This window comes from Lysinibacillus sp. OF-1 (assembly GCF_028356935.1).
Classification (GTDB): domain Bacteria; phylum Bacillota; class Bacilli; order Bacillales_A; family Planococcaceae; genus Lysinibacillus; species Lysinibacillus fusiformis_D.
This window is the reverse complement of sequence record NZ_CP102798.1, coordinates 4,452,462-4,468,354: the sequence shown is the minus strand read 5'-3', so window position 1 is coordinate 4,468,354 and position 15,893 is coordinate 4,452,462. Positions and strand designations below refer to the sequence as shown.

Below are 15,893 nucleotides of genomic sequence, written 5' to 3'. Positions count from 1 at the left end.
CTAGTAGTCATTTGTTTATAAAGTAGAACAATCAGAAAGGAGTGCCTTAGATTGACAGAACGTGAATTATTCGATGCATACAACAAAGATGTCTACCGTACCTGCTATTACATGCTACGGAACACCCAAGATGCAGAGGACCTCTGCCATGACGTATTTGTCACCGTTTTTCGTCAAGATTGGAGGGATGTTGAGCATACGCGTGCTTGGATTTTACGAATTGCAATGAATCAATGCTTAAATATGCTTAAAAGAAAACAGGCACAGTTAAAAAAACAAAGTCAGATTCTATTGCTTCATGAGCAAACTACAGAATCAGTTAAATCTGTAGACACCATTGTATTGGAAAAGGTAGCGGAGGAAGAATGGGAGGGGCTATTTAAGCAATTACCTGAAAAATTAATGGCTGTCGTCACCCTTCGCTATATCGGTGAGCTATCGTTAGCTGAAATTGCTGAAGCTCTAGGGATTCCAGTGGGTACAGTGAAATCGAGACTTCATAAGGCATTGAAAATAATGCGCAAAAAGTTGGAACAAAATCAAAACCTATCGTTGAAGGGAGAGAAACAATTTGGAACGCATTGAAAAGAAGCTTAACAATGAAATGAAGGCAGACCATAACATGTCGTATCCTGACTTTGATCAAATGTGGAATAGTATCCAGCAGGATAAGTTAAAGATTGCAGATGAACCCATCGAACTTCGACCTCGTAAAAGAAAAAGATTTGTTTTGGTTGCGGGACTAGCTGTCGCTTTAATGGCTACACCCGTCTATGCAGCACTGAATTATGATTGGTCCAATATTCTTTCTTATAGAGCTGGTATTCAGTCTGCATTAGAACAAGGCTTAGGGCAGACGATTGAACAATCTGTTACGAAGGAAGGGTTCACGCTAACTGTACATACAGCGTTTATCGATGATAACAGAACATTTCTGCTATATAGTTTGAAACCTGAAGCATCTTGGGATGGAAAGAATGTGAGCTTTGATCAAATTGGACTTCAAGATTCTAATGGCGATTTTATTAAAGGGAATTACTCACATCGATGGAATGAAGATCTTGGTCTTTTCCAAGGGTATTTTGAGACAGACTGGGTAGCAGATGATCAGAAATCGGACATTAAATTTTTAATGAAGAACATTCATTCCATAGGTGATGAAGAACTGCCTATTCCTTACAACCCTAATGACTCTCATACGCAGAATTTCGCTATTCAAAAGGATGGAATCGGCAATGTAATTCTACAAACCTTTGAACAATCAGAAGGGAAAGTAATGCTTCAGTCAGCGGTTAAATTTACAGATTCTGAAATGAAGAACAAATGGGTACGTATCAAGGCTATTGATGATAAAAATCAGCCTATTAAAGAAGAGGAAACACCTGTATTTGGAACTCCTGGTGCAACAGGTGAATACTTTAGTCAGCAAATTTTCACATCACACAACTTACGAGCGAAAGGTACAAAGTTCCAACTAACTTATGAACATACATTAAATATTGCAAAGGATAGTTGGAATATAGAGATGAAGTTATCCAAAGAAGAATTGAAGAAGGGGTCATTTAAAAAAGTAGTCAATATTCCTTTAGAAAATGCATCTGAGGGGATAAAAATTCATGAAATGAAAGTTACTCCAACACAAGTACGTTTAATACTGACACATAAGGAGAAATATGCATATATTCCTTACATTGATTATCAGCTGGATATTGGAGGAGTATTTTTGGATGGAGGGAGATGGGATATAGAAAAAGATCCGTATAAAACAGAGCTTCGTTTTGAATTGACGGGAGTGGATGTGTCCTCGTTGTCGAATCAATCTGTGACATTGGTAGCTAAACATCGTGTTGATGTAAAAGACGGTGATCAACAACCGATTCGGTTAACTGACATATCAGAGAAACCTCAAAGTAAGACATCTACGATTGGAGAGTATTCAATAACGTGGACTTACTATAAGAAAGATAGCAACCTCTACGTTGAATCCTTTAGCACTGATCCTACATTTGGTGGTGTCTCTCAAACCTATTATCTAGATCATAAAGATCGTAACTATGGAATGCCTCTGATTGCTAAAATACTTGGTAATGGGAATAATAAGCACGTGGATGAGTATAAGAACTTCAAGGATAAAGAGCTCGATATTTATATTTGGAAATATACTACGAATGATCCAGATGCAGAGCTACGTGTGCCGCTTACATCTGGGAAATAATAAATACTTAAAGTATGATAGTCTAACCCCATCTATTTGGCTCATCAGTATTCAAATAGATAGGGGTTTTTATTTTCTTGTAAAGATAAAACGGCTTTACATAAAAATAAATTTATCATATAGTTTAGTTAACTTAAATAAATTATTGTACAGGAGAAGACATATGACCTCTAATGAAAAAACACAAAAATCCTTTGCTTATAAGCTTGGAATAGGCATTATTATTTTTTCCCTTTCACTGTGGTTAATCCCAATCATTACACCATTCACACCGATACCTACAAAAGTAAAAGCAGGTATAATACCAGGAAGTATTATAGTTGCTGAAATCATGTTTTGGCTGGGTGCTTTACTTGTTGGGAAAGAAGTAGCGAACAAATTTAAAAGCTATCTAAATCCTAAAAAATGGCGTGAAAAAGGTGATACTCAAAAAAATGAAGACTAACAATGTAGCGGAGCAAATTAATCAAACGATAGAAGATATTTGGATCATCCTTGAGAAAATGGAAAGGGCCTATACTAAATTCTCCTTAAATAATCAGCAATATGTTCTTTTAACATTAGTGATTCGACATCCATCCTGCTCACCTTCGGAACTAGCTGAAAAAATGGCAATTACGAAAAGTGCAGTGAGTCAGCAGTTAGCAAAGCTTGAAAAGGATGGCTACATTACAAAAAAGCAGCATGTTGAAGATAAGCGAGCATTTTCTATAGAATTAGGTGAAAAGGGATTACTTTATCAACAAGAAGTGGAAGCATTTAACCAACAGATTACTGAAAAATACCATGCCTATTTATCATCTGACGAGCTAGCCGAAATGTTAGACACTCTTGAAAAATTAAACATAATACTGCATAAATTTTAGTGAAATGTTACATTTTAACACCCGTGTTTATAGTAACCCTTAATATTAAAGGGGGAATAAACATGACCATTAGTCTTCATGAAATCTTTTTAGCAGATGAGAAGACGAGGAAGAAATGAAAGCATTTATATTTTAAGTTTTAGGGCATATAGTCATTCATTAGGCTATATGCTTTTTTGGTGTTTGCAGGTAACTATCTTCTCAGGTTAACTAAAAGGAAATTTTTACTTGCAAATAACTGTAAATGTGTATATATTGTATATAAAGTATATATACAATATTTCAAAAGAGGTATTTGCATGCAAATTATTATTTCTAACAGTTCAAAAGAGCCTATTTATGAACAAATATATGCACAAATCAAAAAACGAATCTTAACGGGTGAATTACAAGAGGGCCAACCATTACCCTCCATGCGTCAACTAGCAAAAGATTTGGAAATTAGTGTCATCACAACAAAGCGTGCTTATGAAGAACTTGAAAAAAACGGCTTTATTTACTCTATTGTTGGGAAAGGCTCGTTCATCTCTGAACAAAATACAGAAATGATGAAGGAAAGAAAAATGAAGGCCATTGAGGAAAAGTTGTTGGTGGCGATTCAAAATGCGAAGGAAATGAATATTAGCTTAATAGAGTTAAAGGAAATGCTTACTTTATTGTATACGGAGGATGAGTGATGGAAAATGTTATTGAATTACAGCATATACAAAAATCCTTTAATGGGTTTGAAATAAAGGATCTTTCGATCAAAGTTAAAAAGGGTTTTGTGACAGGGTTTATTGGTGGAAATGGGGCAGGAAAATCGACGACGATTAAAATGATTATGAATTTAATGCAGCAGGATAGCGGGACTATCTCTATTTTTGGTAAGCCCTATAAGGGAAACGAAAAGGAAATAAAAGAACGCATCGGTTTTGTCTATGATGACAATATTTTTTATGAAAATATTACGCTAAAGGATATGAAAAGGATCATTAAACCAGCTTATAAAAACTGGGATGAAAAAACATTTCAACATTATATTAATCAGTTTGAACTGCCATTGAACAAAAATATGAAGACATTCTCAAAGGGGATGAAGATGAAGGCATCATTAGCCATGGCTTTAGCTCATCATGCTGAATTAATCATTATGGATGAGCCAACATCAGGTCTTGATCCTATATTTCGTAGAGAGCTTCTAAATATTTTACATGAGTTAATGCAAGATGAACACAAAACTATATTTTTCTCTACACATATTACAACAGATTTAGATCGTATTGCAGATTATATTACCTTTATTCATAATGGCGAGCATATCTTCACGAAGGAGTTTTATAAAATTGAAGAGGATTACGCTATCGTCAAGGGAACGCTTGAGCTATTAGATCGTGAAACAGAGCAGGAGTTCTTGGCCATTCGCAAAACAAACAGAGGTTTTGAAGCACTGACAGCTCATAAACATAGAGTGGCCACAATATTTGGAGATGCCGTTGTCGTCGAAAAACCTACGCTTGAAGACATTATGTATTATACAAAAAAGGGGAGATAAGGATATGGTGAACCTTATTCTGAAGGATATTTTAATTCAAAAAAACATGCTTATCATCTACATAGCTACTATTATACTTTACTTATTGGTCAGTGTTTCTCCAGTATTTATCGTATTTGTTTATAGTATTGTTTTTATTATGAATGCATTTTCCAGTGATGAAAAAGATAATGCTAATATTTTACTGAATTCATTACCCTATACAAGGAAGGAAATTGTCAGTTCAAAATATATTGGGGCATTCATTTTTACAGGGTTATTTATGTGCTATACGTATCTGCTCGACTTTCTTTTGAACGGGCAAGAAGTATTAGTACTGTGGAAAGAAATACTACTAATTATGGGATTAGTCATGATTGCGATGTCATTTATTCTGCCGATATCCTATCAATTTAAAACAAAGCACTTAGCTATTGTTAGTGTAACTTTATTTGGAATTTATATGGTGATGGTAAATTATTTTGTTCCGGACTTTAATAATCAAGTAAGAGCCCTTGTACAAAAATTTATGGCGGTACAGGAACTACAACTATATCTCATTGCAACAGTCATCATTATTATCTTATATACGGGGTCATGGTTACTGTCTATACGTATTTATGAGCGAAAGGCTTTTTAATGAAAAAACGGCTGAATCCTATTAAGGGACTCAAGCCGTTTTGTAGTTATTTTTCCGATTTAAAAACCAGCTTCCATATCACGATATTGATGAGGAGAAGCACAATGAAATATACAGTAGAGCCGAATGGTACCTGACTAGCAATTAAATAATGTAGACCTGCCAGCATACCTAAAGGGATGAATAACAACATAGTTTTCCAGCCTTGAGCATCTCCAACTTCATCATATGGTTTAGTAAAAGGTATTTTATTGCTCATCGTGACGAAACAAATAATAGTATACAACCAGCTTGTTACTAAAACTACTAGTAAATCTGGGATAATTCGAATGCCGTAAATATAGCTAAAGATTACACTTAGTACTAAAAATAACGGAATATACAATTTGATTAAAAATGCCTTCAAGCTACCTTTTTGTAAGTCTGTATAATCTTTAAGCGGGAGTGTTTTATAAATCCACGCCGCTTTATATTTAGCAGAGTGACCAAGAAAAAGCACAGCAGAAGGAATAATGAGCATACTAAAGTAAATATTTAAGTAACTCATACTAAGAGCATAATCAACTTCTTCGGACCTATTAAACGTAAACATGAAAATAAAAGGAATAATAAATGAAAAACCTAAAGACGGATAGACCTTTAGCTTAAACTCTCGCTCCTGCTTCATCATAAGAGTGGCAAAGCGATAGAAAGCTCGTTCTTCATGTGTGCTACACACGAGTGTTAATAGAAAGGACTTAAGTCGGTTGTTCTTCTCTTTTTTTGATTTACTTGTACTAAGTAGCTTTTGAAGATTGCGTTCAAAGGTTGGAATGAGCTTGATGTAGATTCCTATTGAGATTATAGGAATAATCAGTGCTAAAATACTGTAGATGACTGTTAATAAAGATGTATCACCATGTAGTATTAATTCATATGGAGCGGCAAACCACATCGGTACAAGGAAGAGGCTCCACCAATGAAATGTTACGGTCATATTTAAATCGACGAATTCAAAGGATCGAATAAGAACCTGATAGCCAATCATCAGCATGAGTGACAAAGCAATTTGTACATAGTTAATCATATCCTTCAGTTTTTCGCCATCAAAGAAGCGTAAAATAGCAATATACAAAATGGCTGTGAATGCCACAATCAGTAAATTCATGAGTAGAATCTCAAGACCCGTTAAAATAAAAAATACAATTCCTTGAGTAAAAAGGCTGACTATCAGTGGGATAGCTGTTAAGGCAAGTGTTAAATAAGATAAGTAAATAAAAATATGCATAAATTTAGCTGCATTGATTGTTTTAGCTGAAATAGGCTTGGTTGAAAGTATGCTTTTATCCCGTACATCTAAAAGTACAGAAGAAAAATCAGAAATCAGGGATGTCATAATTAAAAATATGATCATGGCATAGGCAATACTCAGTTGAAAAAGAAAGTTTTCACCAAATCCCATAAGTGGGATGAGTACAAGTCCAAATAAAACATAAATCCACAATGATTTAATATAGCCGTATTTTTGGTTCTCTTTCTTTTTATTCTGATTAAATATTGTTGGTACTTTACGTTCATCCATCGTTAATTTAATATGAAGAATTTTTCTCATCACGTCATAATCAATGCCCATTTTTACAAAGAGCAGTCGGAATTTATCAAGCAATTGTAGCGTTTTGAAATCTGTCATGATTGAACTCCTCGGACGATGGACACAAATTTCTCTCCGATTTCCTGATGCTCATGAAATCCAGTTAACTGGTTAAAAATTCTTTCTAATGTTCCTTCGGTATTATCTGCTTGTAGTTGGGCAAATGTTCCGTCTGCTGCAATTTTTCCTTCATACAGAAGAATGATACGGCTACTGATTTTTTCAACCACATCCATAATATGAGATGAGTAAAATATGGTTTTTCCGTTGGCAGCCAGCTGCGTTAAAATTTCTTTAAAAATCATGACACTGTTTGCATCTAAGCCATTGATAGGTTCGTCTAAAAATAGTAGGTCTGGATTATGTATAAGGCTTGCAATGATGAGTAGTTTTTGGCGCATACCCTTTGAATAGGAGGAAATTCTAGAATGGTATGCTTCACCAACCCCGAATAATTCCATTAGTGATTTGGATTTGTCAGCCGCCTCTTCTAGCTCTAAACCATAAAGCTGTCCAATAAAGGTTAAATACTCATAGCCTGTTAAATTGTCATAAACATCAGCGATTTCGGGAACGTAGCCAATTTTTCGTTTATAATCAATATGATCTTGCCCTATGCTTTTTCCAAAGAGCTTAATTTCTCCGCCATAATCACCTTCTAGCCCTAGAATAAGTTTTACAGTCGTACTTTTACCAGCGCCATTAGGACCAATGTAACCGATGATTTCCCCTCTAGCTGCATGAAGGTCAATCCCCCTCAAGATTTCTTTGTTTCCATAACTCTTCGTTAAATTCGTAATCGTTAAAATTTCATCCATTTCATAGCTCCTTTCTAATTTTTGAAAAATTACCCATAAATACACTATAGCATAATAAACAGGAGGTTATTCCTCTTGTTAAAATGAAAACAGTTCGTTTCTAGCTTTGTCTAACTGTATATGATAAATTTTAAACTCCTATATTTCATGCTACATAGCGTAGGGTTTTCTTGATATACACACCATACTATTGAAATATGATAGAAAGAGGAGCAACCACTCTAACTGGAAATTACATAATAGGTGGACCTTTTAGGTTGGCAAGGGTTATGAAAAAATGAAGCAAGGGGGTTAGGAAGTGTTTAGTGATTTTAAGCTTATGGATGAACGTCCGGTTTATGTGCAATTGAAGGATTATGTTCAAGATATGATTGTCAAAGGGCATCTGTTAGAACATCAAAAGCTTCCATCTACCCGTGAACTTAGTAAGCTATTATCAATCAGTAGAAATACGGTCTTGAACGCATATGCCGAATTAGAGCTAGATGGCATCATCTATGCAAAGAAGGGAATAGGGCATTTTGTAGGGAAGGTCACGCCATTGAAAACAGCGTCTATTGAAATGGACTGGAAGCAAAGGCTGAATGCAACCACTTTATTAGCAGATGAAATTGATTTATTACGACAAGATATACAGTGGCAAAAAGGAATGATCTCCTTCACTAGTATTGCCCCGGAAGAAAAGCTTTTTGATGTTGAAAATTTCAAAAGGGCGTTTCTTACAAGAATGTCGATTGAAGGAGATGTTGTCTTAAACTATGGCTATGCAAAGGGCTATAAGCCTTTAATTGACTATCTTCTCAGTTATATGGAATTGAAGGGTGTAGACATTTCTAATAAAGATATTGTCATTACAAATGGTTTTACAGAGGGGCTAGATATTTTATTGTCCTCTTTAGCTAAAAAATCAGGGCGTGTACTATGTGAAAATCCTACACACCACGCAGCATTAAAGCTTTTCCGTTTGCATGGGTTAGAGATACATGGCATTGATATGAAAGATGATGGTATTGATATGGACCAGGTGGAAAAAGCCTTAGCAGCAAAAGAATTTGATTTTGCCTATCTCATTCCGTCTTATCATAATCCTACTGGAATTGTTACTTCCTCAGAAAAACGGAATGCTATTTTTCAGCTTTTTGCAAAATATCAAATTCCCGTCGTAGAGGATGGCTTTAATGAGGAATTAAGGTATTTAAGCGCTCATTTGGCGCCGCTGATCGCTTTTAGTGGTAAAGGTAATAACATTGTCTATATTGGCAGCTTTTCTAAAATACTTTTCCCAGGCTTACGTGTTGGCTGGATTTTAGCAGATAAGGCGTTAATCGACTGCTTAGAAAGCATGAAAAGAGCTCGAACGATTCATACGTCAACACTCGATCAGGCGGTATTATATCAATATTTGCAGGATGGCTATTTTGAAAAATATTTAAAGAAGGCAAGGTCTGTCTATAAAAAAAATATGAGCTTGCTCGTCAAGCCTGTATGCAATTCATTCCGTTTAGTAGAATCACAGGAGATGGTGGGCTCCATCTTTTTATAGAGCTAGAAGAGGGAATTGATGCACGTCTGCTACTGGAGAAGTGCTATGACAAGGGCGTAGTGTTTTACCCAGGAGATGTATTTTTCACAAATGGGAAAGGCAGTAATACATTTCGTTTAGGTTTTTCTCGTTTAGCAGATGACGATATTGTTCGTGGTATTCAAATCATAGGTGATACATTGAAAAATGATAAGAGGGGTTGAGAAAATGAAGGTTGGCGTAATTATGGGAGGTACTTCCTCTGAAAAGGAGGTTTCCATTATGACAGGTAAAGAAATGGTCGCTCAATTAGATAAGCAAAAATATGAGGTTGTTGCCATTACTTTAGATGACAACAAAGAGGTAATTGATAAGGTGCGTGGCATTGATGTCGCTTTGTTAGCACTGCATGGAAAGTTTGGGGAGGATGGTACGATTCAAGGGGTACTAGAAACATTGGGTATTCCTTATACAGGAAGTGGTCTTCTAGCAAGTAGCTTGTGCATGGATAAAAATATGGCTAAAAAAATATTGCGATATGAAGGTGTCGCAACACCAGATTGGATACATCTCATCAAAGGAGAGGAGCTGCCCTTACAGGATATAGAACTTATTGGTTATCCGCTTGTAGTGAAACCAAATGCTGGTGGCTCTAGTGTAGGTGTTCAAATTGTCCATAATCAGAGTGCCTTATTGACTGCTGTAGCAGAGGTATTTAGGTGGGATAACGAAATCATTATTGAGCAGTACTTGATTGGTGACGAAATTACATGCCCAATCCTCAATGAGAAGCTTTTGCCAGTCCTTTCAATCAAACATACGGCAGTATTTTTTGACTACCAGGCGAAATATGATGATGCTTCTACAATAGAGGAGCCTGTGGAACTCCCACTTGCGATTCATGATCGTGTGGCAAAAGCTGCGATGCTAAGCTACAAGACTTTAAGATGCAGTGTTTATGCTAGAGTAGATATGTTAATTAAGGATGGCGTCCCTTATGTGTTAGAGGTTAATACATTGCCTGGGATGACGCAAAATAGCCTTCTACCAAAAAGTGCACTGGCTGCTGGCATCAGTTATCCAGCACTATTGGACAGTATTATTGAAAGCTCCTTACAGATCGATAGAAATAGGTAAATAGAAAAAACACCTTTTTGTTGTAACTTACAAAAGGTGTTTTGACTGTCTTAAGATTTTGCTAGTTCAATAAAGCCTTCTCCAAAAACGTCCCTTACATCATGAATGGCAATAAAGGCATCTTTATCGACTTCTTTGACAATTTTTTTGAGCTTCACAACTTCTTGTTTACTAATGACGATATACAGAATTTCTTTTTGTTCCTTTGTATAATAGCCATGACCTGAAAGAACTGTAACTCCACGGTTCATATAAGCAGTCACCTGTCCAGCAATGTCTTCTGGTTTCTTTGAGATAATGGTAACAGCTTTTTTAGGGTTAACGCCCTCAATCACAAATTCCATCACCTTTGTACCAACATAGAGCATAATAATCGTTAGCATTAAAGCCTCTGCACCGATGATAAAATAAGATGAAAAAGCAACAATTAAATCAAAGAATAAAAGTCCATAGCTAATACTCCAACCAAGGTATTTGTTGGTAATTCTAGCTAAAATCGTAGAACCTGCTGTTGTACCACCAACTCTAATAATTAAGCCGATACCAACCCCGGCAAATACGCCACCAAAAATCGTATTTACGATAATCTCATCTGAGGAAATAGACCAAGATTCTGTTAAATGTAAGAATAAAGAATGGAAAGAGACCGCAATGATAGTATAGATTGTTGTTTGTCTATTTAGGAATTTATAGCCAACCATTAGTAAAGCTGCATTCATGATAAAGCTGACAATACTCGGAGACCATCCGAAAAGATAATAGGCAATAATTGTTAAGCCTGTTACGCCGCCTTCACCCAAATCATTCGGAATGACAAATAAGTTAACTGCAAGGGCAAAGAGCAGTGATCCAAGCATAATCATTAAAATATCCATTACGTATTTTTTCATTCACATAACACCACCATATCAATTTAGATTTTTTCTTAAATCCATACTATATCAGGTTTTCACCAAATGATATACTTTTTGTAATGTTCATTTATGATATATCGACCTTTTTTTGTATGTCTTTAGTCTGGGAGACCTTGACTAATTGGGAAAAATATTTATAATAATCATAACACTTTTAAGGAGGATTAAAAAAATGGGCTATTCAATGAGACTACGTTTTACCTTTTTGAACCAATAACTGAATAGGGTCAATAACTCTGTTTGTGAAACCAGAGTATACGGGATAGTCTGTCCTTTTTTAATCATCTTTCATAACACAACAAAGGGAGCTCACGCCTTTATTTAGTGAGCCAACTTTCCTAATATATCTCAGTTACTTAGATCACAGGCACATTGTCTGTGTTTTTTATTTACCCAATAAGGGGGAAGGTAGAATGCATATGCTATTATTCTTTTGATACGGGCTTTAACTAAAAGCTCGTATCGATACCATAGCTATCGATACGAAATGATTTATTTTCGGGAGGTAGCAATATGGAGAAAATTTGCTTTGAATTAGAGCATGTAATCGTAAATTATTTAGATAAAGAAATTTTAAACATTGAAAAATTAGCTATTCACCAATTCGATCGGATCGGCATCGTTGGGAAAAATGGTGCTGGAAAAAGTACATTAATGAAGTTACTTGCTAGCAAAATTCAGCCGACGAGTGGGATGTTAAAGAGTCATGTTCATTTTGGATATTTTGAACAAATGGAAGCACCAACGTTCGTAGAGGTAGAGGCACAGTTATTAGGAAAATTAGCTGTTCCTCCATATTCTGAAGGACTAAGTGGTGGGGAGCAAACGAGATTGAAGTTAGCACAATTACTTTCTTCTTATGAGGAAGCACTGCTCATTGATGAACCAACAACACATTTAGATCAAGAGGGTATTTCGTTTTTACTGGATGAATTGCGTTATTATTATGGAGCGCTTGTACTAATTAGCCATGATCGTGCTGTACTAGATGAATTGGTCACAACGATCTGGGAGGTTGATGGGGGCAGAATAAATATTTATTCTGGAAATTATAGTAATTATGCTCAGCAAAAGCAGGTAGAGCGAGATCAACAAAGTCAGGCGCATGACTTATACTTGAAGGAAAGAAGTCGTCTTGAACAAGCTGTTGATAAAAAAATGAGAAAAGCTGAAAAAATTACCCAAGCAGGGAGCATGTCAAAAAGAGAAGCTCATGCAAAACCGAATCGTATGTTTATGACAAAGTCCAAAGGTACGAGTCAAAAAAGCGTACAACGTGCAGCCAAAGCGATAGAACATCGAATAGAGAAGCTTCAGAAAGTAGATGCGGTACAGGTAGAGAGAAAAATAGTTTTTCGACAATCGAAAGCTTTGGAACTACACAATAAATTTCCGATTATGGCAGAGCAATTCACTTTACACGTACCAGGGAAACTACTATTGAATAAAGTGAACTTCCAAATACCATTAGGTAAAAAGGTTGCGCTTGCAGGTAGTAACGGTTGTGGAAAAAGTACATTACTACAACATATTGCAAACTATGGGGATGGGTTAACCATTTCCCCTAAGGCCAAAATAGGCTATTTTCATCAGATGAGCTACCAATTTAAAAGTGAGGAAACGGTCCTCCAATTTTTAAAAAATCGTTCTGATTACGATGAGGGTTTTCTACGAAGTGTTCTAAATTCCATGCAGTTTGTAGGAAATGATATACAAAAAAGTGTGAAGTTATTAAGCGGTGGTGAAGCGATACGACTCCAGCTTTGTTATCTGTTTTTGGGGAACTTTAATATACTGTTACTGGATGAGCCAACCAACTTCTTAGATATTCAAGCATTAGAGGCGCTAGAGCAATTTATAATGGCTTATGAGGGAACAATCATCTTCGTGACACATGATAAGAATTTTATCGCAAATGTAGCAGATTTACAGTTTACTATAGAAAGTAATAAAATATTTTAAATGGGAAGGTGCGATTCTATCAGCAGGAGAATCGCACCTTTTTTATTGAATTTATATTCATAAGAAGAGTATATAAAAAAGTCAATACACTATAAAAAGGAATGATGATCAATATTCAAAACAAATGTGTCAGCGAAATTTTGAACATTATAGGAATGTAAAAGAAATCATCAATTATTATAAAATCTAACCCTCCTCTAACCTAGCAATCGATATACTTGGTCTGTAACCATTGTTACAAATCATTTTCTTGGAGGGATATTTATGAAATTAAGAGCATTAGGGGTAGGAACACTAGCATTAGGTTTATTAACAGGTGGTTTTTCATTTTCTGCATTAGCTTCTTCAAATGATGAGAATGAAAAAGGGGCACAATCAATCAAGGCTGATGTGAAGATACTTAAGCCTGGGGAGAAAAAGGAGGTTCCTAAAGGCTTGTTAATGAAAAAAACAAAAGTAGATGAAAAAGAATCAGTCAAAGTGAGCGTAAAAACCTTTGAACCTGGTGAAATGCCAGCTATTCCTGAGGGTGCTGTGATGATGACAACTACAATAGTTGATGGCGGGGAAAAGGATAAGTAATGAAAAGAAGCTTGTTTTGATCTTTCAAAACAAGCTTCTTACTATGTAAAGGTAAAAGAGACAAGTGTTAGTTGACTTAAATTATTTTAAAAGCTCATTCAAGTAGGCTATTCTAGTACAAAGGGGTAGGACTTGTTTGTTAGCAAAATTTATGAAACTAACGGGTCGTTAAAAAAGTCTGATTTTTAAAGGTGGATAGAACGAATGAAACTTTTATTGGTCGAAGATGAGGCTGTCTTATCCAGGATCATCTCTAAAGGGTTAAAGAAATCTGGCTATGCCGTTGATACAGCTTTTGATGGTAAGGAAGCATTAGAATTATTCGAAATCAATGAATATGACCTTATTATATTGGACTTAAACCTACCCAAAATGGATGGCATAGAGGTGTTAGAGCAGATTCGAGTTCAGAGCGAGGATGTGAAAATACTTATCCTTTCAGCACGTTCAGCTATTCATGATAAAATATTGGGTCTTGATTGTGGAGCCAATGATTATTTAATAAAGCCCTTTGATTTTCAAGAGTTGGATGCGCGTATACGCAACTTATTAAGGCGGTCTTTTAGTCAAAAAAGCGCCATTATATCTTTTGAAAATATAACACTTGATAGCTCAAAGAAAATAGTTTTAGTGGATGGTGAGATGATACATGTTACCAAAAAGGAATATGCTATTCTAGAATATCTCATGCTACATCAAAATAAAGTCATTAGCTCAGAGGAGTTGATAGAGCATGTATGGGACAGTGAAACGGATTTATTTTCAAATTCACTCAAGTTCCATATCCATTCATTACGAAAAAAAATGGCAGATGTTTTGGGGGAAATAGAAGTGATTCAGACAATCCGAGGACAAGGTTATATCATTGCAGAAAATGATAGAGGTTCATATGAATAACTTAACATTAAGAATGAGGCTGACCCTTTTAACTGGCTGTATTTTTGTAGTGGTTACAATTTTGTTAACGTTCCTATCCATTTATAGTGCCGAGGAAAAAATTGTTCAACCTATTACGACAACGATACTCAATCAAGAAAATAGGCTTCACAAAGAAATCATAGATGAGGCGACAGTAGAAACCAAGATGAATCATGATATCGTTGCTCAAATAAAGATTACGGATGTAAGAGAAGCGAAAAAGAAATTTATCAATCAGAGTGTCATATGGATGTTAATTATTATTGTAGCAGGGATAGCTACCATTTATGTAGTGGCTGGTCGAGCTTTAAAGCCAGTTCATGATCTTAGTCAAAAAATCGGAAATATAAGCGAACATAATTTAGCTCAACGTATCGAACATATTTCTACAAAAGATGAAATAGGGGATCTTACAGCTTCATTTAATCACATGCTAGATCGACTAGAAAAATCGTTTCTGTACCAAAAGAGCTTTGCCGCAAATGCAGCACATGAATTGAAAACACCACTAACAACCATGAAGGCAGGTATCCAGGTTTTAAAACTGGAAAAATCACCAACAGTAGAAGATTATAAGGAAAATTTAGAGGTGACAGAGCAAGGCACACAAAGGCTCATCCAGGTTGTGAACGATCTGTTAACATTAGCTTATGAGCAAACGGAACATTTTTCTGATGATATTGAGCTCAAAGCAATGTTAGACACGATTACACAAGAATTACAGCCTTTATGTATAGAAAAAAATATCGCTATTTCTGTAGATATTGACGTGAAAACGATAACGGGAAATCAAACATTACTCTATAGAGTTTTTTCTAATATGATTGAAAATGCGATTAAGTACAACCACAAGAATGGAATGGTTGAAGTTCGTGGACAGGTTAAGAATGGAGCTACTCATATTACAATTACAGATTCAGGAATTGGGATACCAAATGATCAGCTACACTATATTTTTGAGCCGTTTTACCGTGTCGATCACTCCCGAGCCCGTGAGTTGGGTGGCTCTGGGTTAGGTTTATCTATTGTCAGAACCATCGTTGAAAAGCATCATGGGAAAGTAAACGTCCAAAGTACATTAAATGTCGGTACAACATTTGAGATCATTTTACCAATATAAAAGTGTGATTTTACCATTAGGGGAATCACACTTTTTTAGTCAATTTTTATTATTAG

Annotated in this window: 15 protein-coding genes and 1 pseudogene; 13 read left to right on the top strand and 3 right to left on the bottom strand. The window is 35.6% G+C overall.

Translation table 11 applies throughout. The features are described from left to right. Positions 1 to 51: 51 nt before the first annotated feature. The 7 genes from NV349_RS21925 to NV349_RS21895 all read left to right on the top strand — a co-directional run bounded on the left by NV349_RS21925 (position 52) and on the right by NV349_RS21895 (position 5,234). A complete protein-coding gene (locus NV349_RS21925) occupies positions 52 to 585 on the top strand; it encodes an RNA polymerase sigma factor (protein WP_036128819.1) in 534 nt (177 codons plus the stop codon). Next, a complete protein-coding gene (locus NV349_RS21920) occupies positions 572 to 2,215 on the top strand; it encodes a DUF4179 domain-containing protein (protein ID WP_058845231.1) in 1,644 nt (547 codons plus the stop codon). Before NV349_RS21925 ends, NV349_RS21920 begins: the two co-directional genes overlap by 14 nt. Before the next feature lie 163 nt (positions 2,216 to 2,378). Further along, positions 2,379 to 2,660, top strand: coding sequence for a transporter suffix domain-containing protein (locus NV349_RS21915; RefSeq protein ID WP_036128815.1), 282 nt, complete (start codon positions 2,379 to 2,381; stop codon positions 2,658 to 2,660). Next, positions 2,650 to 3,081, top strand: coding sequence for a MarR family winged helix-turn-helix transcriptional regulator (locus NV349_RS21910; RefSeq protein ID WP_036128813.1), 432 nt, complete (start codon positions 2,650 to 2,652; stop codon positions 3,079 to 3,081). The genes NV349_RS21915 and NV349_RS21910 overlap by 11 nt, the downstream gene beginning before the upstream one ends. 299 nt (positions 3,082 to 3,380) lie before the next feature. Continuing rightward, entirely contained in the window at positions 3,381 to 3,758 is a 378-nt protein-coding gene (locus tag NV349_RS21905; RefSeq protein ID WP_036128812.1) for a GntR family transcriptional regulator, read from the top strand. After that, positions 3,758 to 4,615 carry an ABC transporter ATP-binding protein gene (locus NV349_RS21900; RefSeq protein ID WP_058845232.1) on the top strand — a complete coding sequence of 286 codons (858 nt, stop codon included), beginning with the start codon at positions 3,758 to 3,760 and terminating at the stop codon, positions 4,613 to 4,615. Before NV349_RS21905 ends, NV349_RS21900 begins: the two co-directional genes overlap by 1 nt. 4 nt (positions 4,616 to 4,619) lie before the next feature. Then, the gene (locus NV349_RS21895; RefSeq protein WP_036128808.1) at positions 4,620 to 5,234 is read left to right on the top strand and encodes an ABC-2 transporter permease; all 615 of its coding nucleotides are present in this window, start codon (positions 4,620 to 4,622) and stop codon (positions 5,232 to 5,234) included. A 46-nt stretch (positions 5,235 to 5,280) separates the two neighbouring features. Here NV349_RS21895 and NV349_RS21890 read toward each other — a convergent pair whose 3' ends face one another. Continuing rightward, positions 5,281 to 6,903 carry a hypothetical protein gene (locus NV349_RS21890; RefSeq protein ID WP_089933685.1) on the bottom strand — a complete coding sequence of 541 codons (1,623 nt, stop codon included), beginning with the start codon at positions 6,901 to 6,903 and terminating at the stop codon, positions 5,281 to 5,283. Continuing rightward, positions 6,900 to 7,682, bottom strand: coding sequence for an ABC transporter ATP-binding protein (locus tag NV349_RS21885; RefSeq protein WP_058845234.1), 783 nt, complete (start codon positions 7,680 to 7,682; stop codon positions 6,900 to 6,902). Before NV349_RS21885 ends, NV349_RS21890 begins: the two co-directional genes overlap by 4 nt. A gap of 298 nt (positions 7,683 to 7,980) precedes the next feature. On the opposite strand from NV349_RS21885, the pseudogene NV349_RS21880 reads away from it, so the two are divergent. Then, positions 7,981 to 9,428: pseudogene (locus NV349_RS21880) on the top strand (aminotransferase-like domain-containing protein). A gap of 4 nt (positions 9,429 to 9,432) precedes the next feature. Beyond that, on the top strand, positions 9,433 to 10,341 hold the full coding sequence (locus NV349_RS21875; protein ID WP_089933688.1) for a D-alanine--D-alanine ligase: 909 nt from the start codon (positions 9,433 to 9,435) through the stop codon (positions 10,339 to 10,341). A 50-nt stretch (positions 10,342 to 10,391) separates the two neighbouring features. On the opposite strand, the gene NV349_RS21870 is transcribed toward NV349_RS21875, so the two are convergent. Then, the gene (locus tag NV349_RS21870) at positions 10,392 to 11,231 is read right to left on the bottom strand and encodes a YitT family protein (RefSeq protein WP_036128798.1); all 840 of its coding nucleotides are present in this window, start codon (positions 11,229 to 11,231) and stop codon (positions 10,392 to 10,394) included. 537 nt (positions 11,232 to 11,768) lie between these two features. On the opposite strand from NV349_RS21870, the gene NV349_RS21865 reads away from it, so the two are divergent. The 4 genes from NV349_RS21865 (at position 11,769) to NV349_RS21850 (ending at position 15,837) form a co-directional block, all read left to right on the top strand. Next, a complete protein-coding gene (locus NV349_RS21865; protein ID WP_271911364.1) occupies positions 11,769 to 13,217 on the top strand; it encodes an Msr family ABC-F type ribosomal protection protein in 1,449 nt (482 codons plus the stop codon). Positions 13,218 to 13,481: 264 nt separating this feature from the next. Continuing rightward, positions 13,482 to 13,799 carry a hypothetical protein gene (locus tag NV349_RS21860; RefSeq protein ID WP_036128794.1) on the top strand — a complete coding sequence of 106 codons (318 nt, stop codon included), beginning with the start codon at positions 13,482 to 13,484 and terminating at the stop codon, positions 13,797 to 13,799. 204 nt (positions 13,800 to 14,003) lie between these two features. Then, positions 14,004 to 14,696, top strand: coding sequence for a response regulator transcription factor (locus NV349_RS21855; RefSeq protein ID WP_036128792.1), 693 nt, complete (start codon positions 14,004 to 14,006; stop codon positions 14,694 to 14,696). Next, the gene (locus NV349_RS21850; protein ID WP_058845238.1) at positions 14,689 to 15,837 is read left to right on the top strand and encodes a sensor histidine kinase; all 1,149 of its coding nucleotides are present in this window, start codon (positions 14,689 to 14,691) and stop codon (positions 15,835 to 15,837) included. Before NV349_RS21855 ends, NV349_RS21850 begins: the two co-directional genes overlap by 8 nt. Positions 15,838 to 15,893: the final 56 nt, after the last annotated feature.